Annotated in this window: 12 protein-coding genes and 1 tRNA gene; 6 read left to right on the top strand and 7 right to left on the bottom strand. The window is 69.1% G+C overall.

All coding sequences use genetic code 11. From position 1 onward, the window contains the following. Positions 1-30: 30 nt before the first annotated feature. From G6038_RS15085 to G6038_RS15070, 4 genes are all read right to left on the bottom strand, one after another. A complete protein-coding gene (locus G6038_RS15085) occupies positions 31-1,740 on the bottom strand; it encodes a SulP family inorganic anion transporter (RefSeq protein ID WP_165038658.1) in 1,710 nt (569 codons plus the stop codon). A 303-nt stretch (positions 1,741-2,043) separates the two neighbouring features. Then, positions 2,044-2,118 (bottom strand) — tRNA-Val (locus G6038_RS15080). 34 nt (positions 2,119-2,152) lie between these two features. After that, positions 2,153-2,617 (bottom strand): peroxiredoxin, encoded by a 465-nt coding sequence (locus G6038_RS15075; protein ID WP_100055359.1) that lies wholly within the window; start codon positions 2,615-2,617, stop codon positions 2,153-2,155. A gap of 46 nt (positions 2,618-2,663) precedes the next feature. Further along, positions 2,664-3,086 carry a DUF3052 domain-containing protein gene (locus G6038_RS15070; RefSeq protein ID WP_006947669.1) on the bottom strand — a complete coding sequence of 141 codons (423 nt, stop codon included), beginning with the start codon at positions 3,084-3,086 and terminating at the stop codon, positions 2,664-2,666. A gap of 355 nt (positions 3,087-3,441) precedes the next feature. Between G6038_RS15070 and aceE the strand changes: the two genes are divergently transcribed. The 6 genes from aceE to G6038_RS15040 all read left to right on the top strand — a co-directional run bounded on the left by aceE (position 3,442) and on the right by G6038_RS15040 (position 11,878). Beyond that, positions 3,442-6,294, top strand: coding sequence for a pyruvate dehydrogenase (acetyl-transferring), homodimeric type (gene aceE / locus G6038_RS15065; protein ID WP_165038657.1), 2,853 nt, complete (start codon positions 3,442-3,444; stop codon positions 6,292-6,294). Between the two features lie 104 nt (positions 6,295-6,398). Continuing rightward, entirely contained in the window at positions 6,399-7,649 is a 1,251-nt protein-coding gene (locus G6038_RS15060; protein WP_165038656.1) for a helix-turn-helix domain-containing protein, read from the top strand. Positions 7,650-7,777: 128 nt separating this feature from the next. After that, positions 7,778-8,695 carry an ACP S-malonyltransferase gene (locus G6038_RS15055; protein ID WP_165038655.1) on the top strand — a complete coding sequence of 306 codons (918 nt, stop codon included), beginning with the start codon at positions 7,778-7,780 and terminating at the stop codon, positions 8,693-8,695. 115 nt (positions 8,696-8,810) lie between these two features. Further along, positions 8,811-9,089 (top strand): meromycolate extension acyl carrier protein AcpM, encoded by a 279-nt coding sequence (gene acpM / locus G6038_RS15050; protein WP_006947659.1) that lies wholly within the window; start codon positions 8,811-8,813, stop codon positions 9,087-9,089. Positions 9,090-9,097: 8 nt separating this feature from the next. Continuing rightward, positions 9,098-10,345, top strand: coding sequence for a KasA/KasB family beta-ketoacyl-ACP synthase (locus G6038_RS15045; protein ID WP_165038654.1), 1,248 nt, complete (start codon positions 9,098-9,100; stop codon positions 10,343-10,345). 99 nt (positions 10,346-10,444) lie between these two features. Beyond that, entirely contained in the window at positions 10,445-11,878 is a 1,434-nt protein-coding gene (locus tag G6038_RS15040) for a carboxyl transferase domain-containing protein (RefSeq protein WP_165038653.1), read from the top strand. A gap of 76 nt (positions 11,879-11,954) precedes the next feature. On the opposite strand, the gene G6038_RS15035 is transcribed toward G6038_RS15040, so the two are convergent. The 3 genes from G6038_RS15035 to G6038_RS15025 form a co-directional block, all read right to left on the bottom strand. Beyond that, entirely contained in the window at positions 11,955-12,461 is a 507-nt protein-coding gene (locus G6038_RS15035) for a DUF3145 domain-containing protein (protein ID WP_165038652.1), read from the bottom strand. A gap of 103 nt (positions 12,462-12,564) precedes the next feature. Then, positions 12,565-13,395 (bottom strand): serine hydrolase domain-containing protein, encoded by an 831-nt coding sequence (locus G6038_RS15030; RefSeq protein WP_165038651.1) that lies wholly within the window; start codon positions 13,393-13,395, stop codon positions 12,565-12,567. 37 nt (positions 13,396-13,432) lie between these two features. Continuing rightward, the gene (locus G6038_RS15025; RefSeq protein WP_165038693.1) at positions 13,433-14,560 is read right to left on the bottom strand and encodes an NDMA-dependent alcohol dehydrogenase; all 1,128 of its coding nucleotides are present in this window, start codon (positions 14,558-14,560) and stop codon (positions 13,433-13,435) included. Between the last annotated feature and the right edge of the window lie 512 nt (positions 14,561-15,072).

Below are 15,072 nucleotides of genomic sequence, written 5' to 3'. Positions count from 1 at the left end.
GCGGGTGCCTCTCCACCGGCCGTCAGGGAATCACGCTGGTTTATGGTCGGTGTCCGGCGGGTGGTCGAGGTTGCGACGGGCCGCGGTGACGGCCGCGTCGACGGTCGGGTATGCGTCTGTGACGACACTGGCGATGCCGGTCGCGCTGAGCAGGTCGCGCACCTGGCCGATCTCGCCCGCGAAGAGCAGCCGAATGTGGTGGTGTTCGAGTTCGGCATACAGCCGGTCCAGCATCGCGACGGCGGTGATGTCGATTCCCGGCACAGCTGCGGTGTCGAGGACGACGGCCCGCGTGTCGTCCCGGACATAGCCGCGTACGGCGGCTGCCACGTTGTCGGCGTTGGCGTAGATCAGCCCAGCCTCGGGGCGCAGCACCACGATCCCGGGCTCGGTGAGCGCGTCGGGATGGCGCTGCAGGTCGACCCAGCGGCTTCTGTCCGGTGTGCGGCCCAGCTCGGCGACGTGGGGCCGCGAGGCCCGGAACAGCAGGAGCAGGCCTGACACCGCGACACCGAGGAAGAGTCCGGGAAGGATGTCGAATACCAGCACACCCACCATGGCGCTCGCCGCGGCGAGGAAGTCCGCGTACGCCGCGACGCCGTAGATCCGCCGCAGGCTCGGGGTCGCCAGACGCGCGTACTTGCGCAGCGTCCGGAAGTCGACGAGCTTCGTGACGGCCGCTATCACCACGGCAGCGAGGGTGGCCTCCGGCAGGTTCGCGAACAGACCGGTCAGGAACAGCAGCGTCATCACCGTCAGCGCCGCCACGACGATGCCGGAGATCTGCGACACCGCCCCGGCCGAGACGTTGACCGCGGTCTTCGAGAGGGACCCGTTGACGATCATCCCGGAGAACAGTCCCGCGCCGACGTTCGCTGTGCCCACCCCGAGCAGCTCCTGGTTCGGATCGATCTCGTAGTGTTCCTTGGCGGCGTAGTTCTTGGCTGCACCGACGCCCTCGGCGAACGCCACCAGCAGGATCCCTGCCGCCGACGCGAGCAGCGCGACGTAGTCGGATCCAGGGAGGCTGGGGAGCCCAAGCGGAGGTAGCCCGCCTTCGATCCGCCCGACGATCTCCACTCCCTTCGCGTCGAGGCCGAGGACCGAGACGGCGACGATTCCCAGGACGACCGCGACCAGCGGTGCGGGCAGCCGGGGCGACACCCTGTGCAGGACCAGTACGACCGCAAGGGAGCCGGTGCCGACGGCCAACGTCCAGCCGTTGGTCTCACCCAGCGACGTGAGCAGGTGCCAGGCTTTTTCGAAGAAGTCCCCCTCCCCCCTCGGGACTCCGAAGAGCTTCGGGAGCTGGCCGACGATGATCGTCAGCGCCAAGCCGACGATGAACCCCTTCAGCACCGGCTCGGAGATGAAGGAAGCCAGAAACCCCAGACGCGCCAGCCCCGCGAGAATCCCGAGCGCACCGACCAGCAGCGCCAGACCGGCCGTCAGCGCTGCCGCATCGGCGTCACCGGAGATGCTGGCAACAGCAGCACCCGAAAGCGCCGCGGTGGCCGCCATCGGCCCCACCACCAGGTGCCGGGAGCTGCCGAACAGCGCGTAGAGGAGCAGCGCCGCAGGCGCGGCATACAGGCCGATCACCGGGGACACGCCGGCGATCGTGGCGTACGCGAGGGCCTCGGGCACCAGAACCGCCCACACCGTCAAACCAGCCAGCAGGTCACGTCCTATCTGGTTGGCCCGATAGCCCTCGAACGACGTGAGCAGCGGCACCTTCACAACACGAGCACAGCAAACCCTGCCCGACCACGACAGAGCCCAAAGACCCCGGGTGAGCCGCACGATCTCCCGCACACCGCAGCCGGCCTGGCCGTGTCCGCAGGCGTCGATGTGAAGGCCTTGGAGCGGACGTTGGCTCACGCTTCCGCGGCGATGACCCTCGACGTGTACGCCGATCTCTTCGACGACGACCTCGCTGCTGTCGCGAGCGCCCTTCGGAGGCGCGAGCCCTGCAAGGGTGGGCAAGAGACCCCTCGAGCAGTGAGGGACCGGCCGCTGAACAGGACTTTCACCACCACCCCGTGGTGGGCGCGGAGGGTTTCGAACCCCCGACCGCTGGTGTGTAAAACCAGAGCTCTACCACTGAGCTACACGCCCGCAAATCCGACGGCTCGCGCCGCCGGACTGTGCCTCAGGACTTTAGCGCGGCCAGCGCTCGCACCCAAGCGCCCTGGTCACGGGGTTCGCCGGGCTGATTCTCCTCGGCGAACCGGATGATGCCGTCCTTGTCCACGACGAACGTGCCGCGGTTGGCGAAACCGAACTTCTCGTTGAACACGCCATAGGCCTGGGCGACGGCGCCGTGGGGCCAGAAATCGGACAGCAGCGGGAACGTGTAGCCCTGCTCGGCCGCCCAGATCTTGTGCGTGGGCGAGGCCCCCACCGAGACGGCGATGATCGCGGTGTCGTCGTTCTCGTACGTCGGCAGGTCGTCCCGCACCGCGCACAGCTCGCCCTGGCAGACCCCGGTGAACGCCAGCGGGTAGAAGACGAGCAGCACGTTCTTGTGCCCGCGGAAGCTCGACAGGGTCACTTCCTGGTTGTTCTGGTCCTTGAGTGTGAAATCGGGCGCCTCGGCACCCACCTCGATCGCCATCGCGTCGGTCGTCCTTACTTCGGTGGAGGTGAACTGAGCGGTGCGCTCAGCGCTTGGTGCGGGCGGCCTTCGGCTGCACCAGCCGGCTGCCCACCCAGTCGCCGAGGTTGGCGGTCGAGGTCTGAGTCAGGCCGGCGGTCGTGGCCGATTCGGCGATCTCGCTGGGCTCGACGTGATCCGCACGGCCGGTCTTCGGGGTCAGCACCCAGACGACGCCCTCGTCTGCGAGGGGGCCGATCGCATCCATCAGCGCGTCGACGAGGTCCCCGTCGCTGTCGCGCCACCAGAGGAGCACCACGTCGACGACCTCGTCGGAGTCCTCGTCGAGCAGGTCCGATCCGATGGTGTCCTCGACGGCGGCCCGCAGGTCGTCGTCCGTGTCCTCATCCCAACCGAGTTCCTGAACCACCTGGTCGTGGGTGATACCGAGCTTCTGAACGTAGTTCTGGGCGTCCGCCGCGGCGACCACGGTGGTGTCCTCCTTCGGTTGGGCCGCGGGCCTGCCGCGTACCGGATGTCACGAGCGATTTTTCAAAGCGAACATCCTCGGGGGGCTCAACGCAAGCCGAATCGCAAGGAAAGTCACAACATTCTTCCGGGACGTTACCGCGAGGAGCGCCGCACCGCCGATTCCGCCGCGCGGGCCCGAACGGTCCGGATACCCACTTCGCGACCGCTTCACACCCGGGGGGATGCCTCCCACCGCGCGATGGGGGAAGATGAGCAGTGCATCTCGTTCAGATGTCGATGAGTCGGCTCCCACAAGAGCCGGCCTACGGAGCGGGCGCCACACCTGCGCGCCCCACCACGATGAGGAGCAGACGTTGACAGACCTGATCCACGAGCCCGATTCCTCGACGAGCGCCGACACACAAGGCGCCTCGGAAGCGGGATCCTCGCCGAACACCACCGGGGCCTCCGACGGCCGCGTGCGGGTCATCCGCGAGGGCGTGGCCTCCTACCTGCCGGACATAGACCCGGCCGAGACCACGGAGTGGCTCGAGTCCTTCGACGGACTGCTCGAGTCCGCCGGTCCTGCGCGTGCCCGGTATCTGATGCTGCGCCTGCTCGAGCGCGCCGGCGAGCGGCACGTCTCGATCCCGGCGCTGACCTCGACCGACTACGTGAACACCATCCCGACCGAGAACGAGCCGTGGTTCCCCGGCGACGAAGAGGTCGAGCGTCGCTACCGTGCCTTCATCCGGTGGAACGCCGCGATCATGGTGCACCGCGCGCAGCGCCCCGGCATCGGGGTCGGCGGCCACATCTCCACCTACGCCTCCTCCGCGGCGCTGTACGAGGTGGGTTTCAACCACTTCTTCCGCGGCAAGGACCACTCCGGCGGCGGCGACCAGATCTTCATCCAGGGCCACGCGTCCCCCGGCATCTATGCCCGCGCCTACCTCGAGGGCCGCATCCCGGCCGAGCAGCTCGACGGGTTCCGCCAGGAGGCCAGCCATGCCGACCAGGGCGGCGGCCTGCCGTCCTACCCGCATCCGCGGCTGCTGCCCGACTTCTGGGAGTTCCCGACGGTGTCGATGGGCCTGGGCCCGATGAACGCGATCTACCAGGCGCGGTTCAACCACTATCTGAACGACCGCGGCCTGAAGGACACCTCCGACCAGCACGTGTGGGCGTTCCTCGGCGACGGTGAGATGGACGAGCCGGAGTCGCGGGGTCTCGCGCACGTCGCGGCGACCGAGGGTCTGGACAACCTCACGTTCGTGGTCAACTGCAACCTGCAGCGCCTCGACGGCCCGGTCCGCGGCAACGGCAAGATCATCCAGGAGCTGGAATCGTTCTTCCGCGGCGCCGGCTGGAACGTCATCAAGGTGGTCTGGGGTCGTGAGTGGGATGCCCTGCTGCACGCCGACAAGGACGGTGCGCTCGTCAACCTGATGAACGCGACGCCGGACGGCGACTACCAGACCTACAAGGCCAACGACGGGGCCTTCGTCCGCGAGCACTTCTTCGGCCGCGACCCGCGCACCAAGGAACTGGTCAAGAACCTCAGCGACCAGGAGATCTGGAACCTCAAGCGCGGCGGCCACGACTACCGCAAGATCTACGCGGCGTACGCGGCGGCAATGGCGCACAAGGGCCAGCCGACGGTGATCCTGGCGCACACGATCAAGGGGTACACCCTCGGCAAGCACTTCGAGGGCCGCAATGCCACGCACCAGATGAAGAAGCTCACGCTCGAGGACCTCAAGTACTTCCGCGACCTGCAGCGCATCCCGATCTCGGACGCCGAACTCGAGGCGAATCCGAAGATGCCGCCGTACTACCACCCGGGCAACGACTCCCCGGAGATCCAGTACATGCTCGAGCGGCGGCGCGCGCTCGGCGGGTTCCTGCCCGAGCGCCGCACCGCCAAGGCCCCGCTCACGCTGCCGGAGGACAAGGCCTACGAGGTGGTCCGCAAGGGCTCCGGCAAGCAGCAGGTGGCCACCACCATGGCTCTGGTGCGCATCATGAAGGAGCTGTTGCGCGACAAGCAGATCGGTCCGCGCATCGTGCCGATCATCCCGGACGAGGCCCGCACGTTCGGTATGGACTCGTGGTTCCCGTCCCTGAAGATCTACAACCGCAACGGCCAGCTGTACACGTCGGTCGACGCGGAACTGATGCTCGCCTACAAGGAGAGCGTCGTCGGGCAGATCCTGCACGAGGGCATCAACGAGGCCGGTTCCACCGCGTCGTTCACCGCCGTCGGCACCTCGTACGCCACGCACGGGTTGCCGATGATCCCGCTGTACATCTTCTACTCGATGTTCGGCTTCCAGCGCACCGGCGACGGACTGTGGGCGGCGGCCGACCAGATGGCCCGCGGTTTCGTGCTCGGCGCGACGGCCGGCCGCACCACCCTCACCGGTGAGGGCCTGCAGCACGCCGACGGGCACTCGTTGCTGCTGGCGTCCACCAACCCGGCGGTGGTGTCGTACGATCCTGCGTTCTCCTACGAGCTCGCGCACATCGTCAAGGACGGTCTGCGCCGCATGTACGGCGGCACGGAGGGTGTCGAGGGGTTCGGCGGCGAGAACATCTTCTACTACATCACCCTCTACAACGAGCCGTACGTGCAGCCGGCCGAGCCGGAGAACCTCGACGTCGAGGGCCTGCTCAAGGGCATCTACCTGTACCGGCGCGGCGAGGGCGCCGGGCCCAAGGCGCAGATCCTCGCCTCCGGTGTGCTCATGCCCGAGGCGCTGCGGGCGCAGGAGATGCTCGCCGACGAATGGGGCGTGGCCGCGGACGTGTGGTCGGTGACCTCGTGGGGCGAGCTGCGCCGTGACGGCGTCGAGTGCGAGCGGCAGGCGCTGCTCGACCCGGGGGCCGACGCCCCGACGCCGTACGTGGCCAAGGTCCTCGCCGACGCCGCCGGTCCGTTCGTGGCGGTCTCGGACTGGATGCGCGCGGTACCGGACCAGATCCGGCAGTGGGTGCCGGGCGACTACACGACGCTCGGCGCCGACGGGTTCGGGTTCTCCGACACCCGCCCGGCCGCGCGCCGGTTCTTCAACATCGACGCGGAGTCGACGGTGGTCGCGGTGCTGGCCGCCCTCGGCCGGGACGGCGCGATCGATCGCTCGCAGGCGGTCGAGGCCGCCCAGCGGTACCGCATCGACGACGTGGCGGCGGCTCCGGAGCAGACCTCGGATCCCGGCGTGGCCTGATCCGACCCGCTCCGCTGCGGCCGACGGCGTAGTTTCGTCCCATGGTCGCAGAACCCGCAGAGCCGCGTCCGAGGCGGGCACCGGGCGTCCCTACCGGGCGTCCGGTGCCGCCGGCGCGGCCGGAGCGTGATCCCCTACCCGACGCGCTCCTGCGCCGGGTCAAGCAGTTCTCCGGGCGGCTGTCCACCGAGGCCGTCCACGCGATGCAGGAGGAGTTGCCGTTCTTCGCGGATCTCGACGCGTCGCAGCGGTCCAACGTGCAGCTGATCATCCAGACGGCGGTCGTCGACTTCCTCGAATGGGTGCGCAACCCCGACAGTGATCTGCGGTTCAGCCTGGACGCGTTCCAGGTGATCCCGCAGGATCTGGCGCGGCGGCTGACGCTGCGCCAGACCGTGGACATGGTCCGCGCCGCCATGGAGTTCTTCGAGCAGTGGCTGCCCGCGCTGGCGCGCAACGAGCAGCAACTCGTCGCGCTGACCGAGGCGACGCTGCGCTACGGCCGGGAACTGGGCTTCGCCGCAGCCTCGGTCTACGCCAGCGCGGCCGAGTCCCGCGGCGCCTGGGACACCCGCCTCGAGGCGCTGGTCGTCGACGCGGTGGTCCGCGGCGACACCGGTTCGGACATGCTCTCGCGCGCCGCGACGCTGAACTGGGATGCGACGGCGCCGGCCACCGTGATCATCGGTACTCCCCCGCCGAACGAGGGCGTGTCGGTCGTGACGACCGTGCACTCGATCGCGCAGCAGCACGGCCGCGCCGCGCTGGCGGTGGTGCAGGGCGAGCGGCTCGTGATGGTGGTCAGCGGGGAGATGCACGGCAGCATCGAGGCGATGACGTTCCGCTCCGAGCTGATGCGCAGCTTCTCCGACGACCCGGTGGTGATCGGTCCCACCACGCCCACCCTCGCGTCGGCGCACGCGTCCGCGGTCGAGGCGATGGCCGGTATGGGGGCGGTGGCCGGGTGGCGGGGAGCGCCGCGGCCGGTGCACGCGGCGGAGCTGCTGCCGGAGCGGGCGCTGCTCGGCGACGCGGGGGCGATCGCCGCGCTCGAGGACGACGTCGTGGCTCCGCTCACCGAGGCCGGTGCGGCGCTGGCCGACACCCTCGACGCATACCTCGACTGTGGGGGTGCTGTCGAGACCTGTGCCCGACAGCTGTTTGTTCATCCAAATACCGTCCGGTACCGGCTCAAGCGGATCACAGAAGTCACCGGCCGCGACCCGACGAATCCCCGTGATGCTTACGTGTTGCGGATAGCCGCCACCGTGGGAAGGCTGGCTCGAAGTCATAACGAATTACGAACTCCAGTCCCACCAGTCTCCCGTTTCACACTGCGCGAACCGGGCACGTAACGGGAGGCGGCGTTCCGTCGATGGTGGACGCCGACGTGCTGTTTTGTTGGAACCCTACAAAACAGCACGCGAGAGTTCATCCCTACCGACATCTCGCAAGGCCGTCTCCAGGGTGTTCTCTGATCATCGTGATTTCGCTGCTCGCCCCCGGTCAGGGGTCCCAGACACCCGGCATGCTCGCCTCCTGGTTGGAGCAGCCCGGCGCCCGCGATCGCATCCAGTTGTGGTCGAAGGCCTCGGGCCTCGACCTCGAGCGCCTCGGCACCACCGCGACGGCCGAGGAGATCACCGACACGGCGGTGACCCAGCCGCTGGTCGTCGCGACGGCCCTGCTGGCCTACGAGGAACTCGAGTCCCGCAACCTCGTCCCGGACGACACGATCGTCGCCGGCCACTCGGTCGGTGAGCTCGCGGCCGCGGCGATCGCCGGGGTCATCAGCGCGGACGAGGCGGTCATGCTCGCCGCCGTCCGCGGTGCCGAGATGGCCCGGGCGTGCGCGCTCGAGCCGACCGGGATGTCGGCCGTGCTCGGCGGCACGGAAGAGGACGTGCTCGCCCGGCTGGCCGAGCTCGACCTGACGCCGGCCAACATCAACGCGGCCGGCCAGATCGTCGCCGCCGGTCGTCTCACGGCACTCGAGGAACTCGCGGCGAATGCTCCGGAGAAGGCCCGGATCCGGCCCCTGCCGGTCGCCGGCGCCTTCCACACCGTGTTCATGGCCCCGGCCCAGGAAGCCGTCGCCGAGGCCGCGGCGAAGATCGTGCCCAGCGATCCGACCCGCACGCTGCTGTCCAACTCCGACGGGGCACCCGTCACGTCCGGAGCGGACGCACTGACCAAGCTTGCCGCGCAGGTCACCCGACCGGTGCGCTGGGACCTGTGCACCGCGACCCTGCGCGCGGCCGAGGTCTCGGCGGTCGTGGAGCTTCCCCCGGCCGGCACCCTGGTCGGTATCGCCAAGCGGGAGATGCGCGGCACGCCGACCACGGCACTCAAGACCCCTGAGGAGATCTCAGCGCTGGCCGAATCGCTCCGAGTCGGCTAGTTTGCTGCGCGCGCGTCGCGCAGTACGGGAGCTGCCCTCGACGGGCACCCGGAATCCGGGCGGAATCCGCCACCCGGTCCGATCAGCAGGACGAAACGAAGAAGGGAGCCACAACGTGGCCGCCACCCAGGAAGAAATCATCGCCGGTCTCGCGGAGATCATCGAAGAGGTCACCGGCATCGAGCCCTCCGAGGTGACCGTCGAGAAGTCGTTCGTCGACGACCTCGACATCGACTCCCTGTCCATGGTGGAGATCGCCGTGCAGACCGAGGACAAGTACGGCGTGAAGATCCCCGACGAGGACCTCGCCGGCCTCCGCACCGTCGGTGACGCCGTCGCCTACATCCAGAAGCTCGAGGCCGAGGGCGTCCAGGCCACGAACGACAACGAGTGAGCTCAACCGTGACTTCCGCCTCTCCCCGCACCGGGACATTCCCCAACGTCGTCGTCACCAGCCTCGCGGCCACGACATCGATCGCTGGTGACGTGGATGCCACGTGGAAGGGCCTGCTCGCCGGTGAGAGCGGCATCGACACGCTGACCGGTTTCGTCGACGAGTTCGACCTGCCGGTTCGCATCGGCGGCAAGCTCAAGACCAGCCCCGACGAAACCCTCTCGCGCGTCGAGATCCGCCGCATGAGCTTCGTCGAGCGGCTCGCGCTGGGCCTCGGCCGCACCGTGTGGGAGAACGCGGGCAGCCCGGAGGTCGACCGCGAGCGCCTCGGCGTCGTCATCGGCACCGGTCTCGGTGGCGGCGAAGCGCTCATCGACGCCGTCGACAAGCTGCGGAGCGCCGGCTATCGCAAGGTGTCTCCGTTCGCCGTGCAGATGGTCATGCCGAACGGCCCGTCGGCGACGGTGGGCCTCGAGCTCGGCGCGAAGGCCGGCGTGCTCACGCCGGTGTCCGCCTGTTCGTCCGGCAACGAGGCCATCGCCCACGCCTACCGGATGATCGCAATGGGCGATGCCGACATCGTCGTCGCCGGTGGCGTCGAGGGCCAGCTCGACGCGGTCGCCACCGCGAGCTTCGCCATGATGCGGGCGCTGAGCACCCGCAACGACGACCCGAGCGGGGCGTCGCGTCCGTTCGACAAGGACCGCGACGGCTTCGTCTTCGGCGAGGCCGGCGCGCTGATGGTGCTCGAGACCGAGGAGCACGCCAAGGCGCGCGGCGCCACCATCCACGCCCGTCTGCTCGGAGCGGGCATCACCTCGGACGGATTCCACATCGTGGCACCCGATCCCGAGGGGACGGGCGCGGCCCGTGCCATGACGAAGGCAATCAGTGGCGCCGGCCTGTCGCCGTCCGACATCGGCTTCGTCAACGCGCATGCCACGGCCACGCCCATCGGCGACATCGCCGAGGCGAAGGCGATCAACGCCGCGGTCGGCAACCATGCCGCGGTGTACGCACCCAAGGGAGCCCTGGGGCATTCGATCGGTGCGGTCGGCGCGCTCGAAGCGGTCCTGACGGTCCTGAGCCTGCGGGACGGGGTCATCCCGCCCACGCTCAACGTGGACAACCAGGATCCAGAGATCGATCTCGACGTCGTGAAGGGCGAAGCCCGTTACGGCCGGATCGATTTCGCGCTGAACAACTCGTTCGGTTTCGGTGGGCACAACGTTGCGCTCGCGTTCGGCCGGGTCTGACCCGACCGGACTTCGCTCGCCGTCGGGGTGGGGGTCTCGTCACGGGACCCCCACCCCCGGCGCCCATCCCCCGCTCTTGCCTTGCCCGAGGAGAACGCGATGACCGTCCTGGAACCTGCTCAGACGCGCGATGCCGCCGTCGACCCCCGCGATCCGCTCCGGCGGCTCGAGCGGCTGTTCGACGCGGGCACCCTGAGCTTGCTGCACCCCCGGGACAAGTCCGGCATGCTTGCCGCGATCGGTTCCATCGACGGCGTCCGGACCGTCGCGTACTGCTCGGACGCCACCGTGATGGGTGGCGCCATGGGCGTGGACGGCTGCAAGCACATCGTCGACGCCATCGACACGGCCCTCGAACAGGACGTCCCGATCGTCGGGCTGTGGCACTCGGGCGGCGCTCGGCTCGCGGAGGGCGTCGACTCCCTCCACGCCGTCGGCCTGATCTTCGAGGCCATGGTCCGCGCTTCCGGCCGGATCCCCCAGATCTCCGTCGTTCTCGGCTTCGCGGCGGGCGGCGCCGCCTACGGCCCGGCACTCACCGACATCGTCATCATGGCGCCCGAGGCCCGCATCTTCGTCACCGGCCCCGACGTGGTGCGCAGCGTCACCGGCGAGCAGGTCGACATGGAATCCCTCGGGGGGCCGGACACCCACACCAAGAAGTCCGGCGTCGCCCACATCGCCGCCCACGACGAGGACGATGCCCTGCACCGGGCCCGTCGCCTCGTGTCGATGCTCGCCGAGCAGGGCGAGTTCGACCTCGACGCCGCCCGTCGCGGCGACACCGACCTGCGGGCGCTGCTGCCCGAATCCCCCCGCCGCGCCTACGATGTCCGCCCGATCGTGCACGAGCTGCTCGACAACGTCGAGGGCGAGTCCACCTTCGAGGAGCTGCAGGCCGGGTGGGCTCGTAGCGTCGTCACCGGCTTCGGCCGGCTCGGCGGCCGCACGGTCGGCGTCATCGCGAACAATCCGCTGCGACTCGGCGGCTGCCTGGACTCCGTCAGCGCGGAGAAGTCCGCGCGTTTCGTGCGCCTGTGCAACGCCTTCGGCGTTCCCCTCGTCGTCATCGTCGACGTGCCCGGCTACCTGCCCGGCGTGAGCCAGGAGTGGGAGGGTGTGGTCCGTCGCGGAGCCAAGCTGCTGCACGCATTCGCCGAGTCCGAGGTGCCCCGCGTGACGCTGGTGACGCGGAAGATCTACGGCGGCGCCTACATCGCGATGAACTCGCGCGCACTGGGCGCGACCGCCGTGTTCGCCTGGCCGGACGCCGAGGTCGCCGTGATGGGAGCCAAGGCGGCAGTGGGAATCCTGCACAAGCGGGCCCTGGCCGCAGCGCCGGAGGAGGAGCGGGAGGCACTGCACGACCGTCTCGCCGCCGAGCACGAGGCCATCGCCGGCGGCGTGGGCCGGGCGATGTCGATCGGCGTCGTCGACGAACTGATCGATCCGGCGACGACCCGCAGCACCCTCGCCCAGGCACTGGCCGCGGCTCCGGCGCGCCGCGGCCGCCACAAGAACATCCCGCTGTAGGCGGCTGCGCCGCCGGTGCGTCCTTCGGGTTGTCCCAGCAGCCCAAAGGACGCACCGGCCGCGCAGCGGCCTAGGCCTACCCCACGTTCCGGCGCAACCAGGTCACCTCGGCACCCTCGCCGCCGCTGCGGTAAGGCTCGAGCGCCTCGTCCCAGGCCGTTCCCAGCACCCGGTTCAGTTCCTCCTCGATGTTGCCGCCGGCGAGCAGCGCCCGCAGCCGCATCTCTCCGACCACGACGTCCCCGTTCGCGCTCGTGTTGCCGCGCCACAGCCCCAGTCCCGGCACGTGGCTGTAGCGCTCGCCGTCGACGCCGTCGCTGGGGTCCTCGGTGATCTCGAAGCGGATCATCGGCCACACCCGGAGGGCGTCGACGAGGCGTGCGGCGGTCCCCACGGGACCCGCCCAGTTCACAGTCGTGCGCAGTTGTCCGACGTCGACCGGTTGACCGATCCAGGTGAGATCCGGACGGCAATCGAGGGTGGCGGTCATTGCCCATTCGATATGCGGGCAGACCGCAGCAGGCGACGAGTGGATGTAGACCACCCCGGTCGTCGCATCCGCGAACTGGTTCGACGCGCGCACTACACACCTCCACTTCGACGAGGGACGTCTTCCCCAACGGCCTGACATCGAAGCGGTCGCGCGTGGCGACAGGGGACAGTCTGCCTCTGTTACTCCTGTTTCGCTAGGGAACGGATGAGGAATTTGAGAATTCAGCGAGTACGTCGTCCGCGAGCGCCGGCCACCGCGGCTTGGCCCAGTCGCCGAAAGCCCTGTCGGTCAGCGCGACACACGCGACCTCCGCGCGGGGATCGACCCACAGGAATGTACCGGACTGACCGAAGTGCCCGTACGTTTCGGGCGAATTGGCCGAACCGGTCCAGTGCGGGTTCTTCCGGCCGCGGATCTCGAAGCCGAGCCCCCAGTCGTTGGGCTTGTGCATGCCGTATCCGGGCACGATCCCGTCGAGCCCCGGGAACTGCACCCGAGTGGCCTCCGCGAGGGTCTGCGCGGACAGCAGGCGGGGCGCGAGCAGTTCCGCGGCGAAGTGCGTCAGGTCGGCGAGCGACGACTGCCCCCCGTGCCCGGCGGGTCCCGGCAGCGACGACTCCCGCATGCCGAGCGGCTCGAAGACGGCCTGGGTGAGGTACTCGGGGAACGGGATACCGGTCTCACCCGCGACGAGCTCCGCGAGGATCTCGAAGCCCGCGCTCGAGTAGATCCGTTTGCGCCCGGGCTCGGCCTGCGCCCGGCGCTCGTCGAAGGCGAGTCCCGACGCGTGTGCCAGCAGGTGGCGGACGGTGGACCCCTCCGGACCGGCGGGCTGATCCAGCTCGAGCGCACCCTCCTCCACGGCGACGAGGACCGCGTAGGCGACGAGCGGCTTGGTGACCGACGCGAGACGGTAGAGCCGCAGCTGGTCGCCGTGCCCGGCGACGACACCGCCGCCGCGGGTGAGAACCGCGGCGGCGGCGTGGTCGACGGGCCAGTCGGAGATCGCGTCGAGGCTGTTCACGTACCCAGCCTAGAAGACCGCGCAGGCTACCGCGCGATCACCGATCGGCGTCGGTGTACTTGATGACACCGCGGATGTTCTTCCCGTCGAGCATGTCCTGGTAGCCGTCGTTGATCTGCTCGAGGGTGTAGGTGCGGGTGACCATGTCCGCGAGGTTGAGCTGTCCGGACCTGTACATCGCCAGCAGGTTGGGAATGTCGACCCGAGCATTGCAGCCACCGAAGATGTTGCCCTGCAGATCCTTCTGCAGCATCGCGAACAGGAACGCGTTCAGCTTCACGTCCATGTCCGTCATGTGCCCCATCGCGGTGACCACGCAGCGCCCGTTCTTCGCCGTCAGCTGCAGGGCCTCCTCGACGTATTCGCCGCGCATCTCGCCCACGGTGATGATCGTCTTGTCCGCCATGCGGCCCCAGGTGGTCTCCATGATCGGCATGAGCGCCTCGGCCATCGACGGGTAGGCGTGCGTCGCGCCGAACTTCAGGGCCTGCTCACGCTTCCACGGCACGGGGTCGATCGCGAAGATTTGCCGTGCCCCGGATGCGACGGCGCCCTGCAGCGCGCTCATCCCCACGCCCCCGATGCCGATGACGGCGACAGCCTCACCGGGCTTGACGTCTGCGACGTGGGTGGCCGACCCCCAGCCGGTGGGCACGCCGCAGCCGACGAGGGCGGCCAGCTCGAACGGGATGTCCTTGTCGATCTTGACGACCTGGGTCTGGTTGACCGTCATGTAGGGCGCGAAGGTACCGAGCAGGCACATCGGGATCACGTTCCGGCCGCGCGCCTGGATCCGGTAGGTGCCGTCGGAGATGGCCATGCCGCTGAGCAGGCCGGCGCCGAGGTCGCACAGGTTCGAGTGACCGGTGGCGCACGACGGGCAGCGGCCACAGGCCGGGATGAAGGACAGGACGACGTGGTCGCCGACCTCGAGGCCCACGACCCCCTCGCCGACCTCGGTGATGACACCGGAACCCTCGTGGCCACCCATCGCCGGGAAGGACGGCATGGGCGTCGCTCCGGTGACGATGTGGTGGTCCGAGTGGCACATGCCCGCCGCCTCCATGCGGATCTGCACCTCGCCCGCGACCGGGTCGCCGATCTCGATTTCCTCCACCGACCACGGCTCGTTGAGACCCCACAGGATCGCGCCCTTGGTCTTCATCTGCATCGCCCTCCGTCACAGTGCGTGTGTACGCATGTGACCATAGCCACAAGACGGCGAAATTGGAACAGGTTCTATGTGTGGGGCGCCGCCAGACCTCCGGCCGGTTCCGGGTGGGACGCCTCATGGGCCCGGTGACCCGACGCCGGACCGCTCCCCGGGCTCCGCCCACCTCACCGCACCCTCTGCCGGGCGGCGCAAACGGGACCGACCACGCGAACAGGACTCGGACCAGGGTGAATCGCAGGGTGAAGATCGGGAACCGCGTAACCCTCCGCCGTCCGGCAGCGGTGTAGACGGCATGAACGTGATCGTGTCGCTGCTCGTCGCGTGGGTGGCCGTTGCTGCGGTGGTTGCCACGATCGTGGGGGCAGCGATCGCCCTGAGAGCGTGTCTCTTATGGGTTAGATCGTGTGTGCGGCATGATGACGGTCGTGGTCGATGCGTTGTCTTCCCGGTTGGTGCCGGATGCGTTGTGGGAGATCGTCGAACCGTTGCTGCCCGGATTCCGG

The sequence above is a fragment of the Rhodococcus sp. 14C212 genome (assembly GCF_011058195.1).
GTDB lineage: Bacteria > Actinomycetota > Actinomycetes > Mycobacteriales > Mycobacteriaceae > Rhodococcus > Rhodococcus aetherivorans.
Note: the sequence above shows the minus strand (reverse complement) of the source record. Positions and strands in the feature narration are given on the sequence as shown.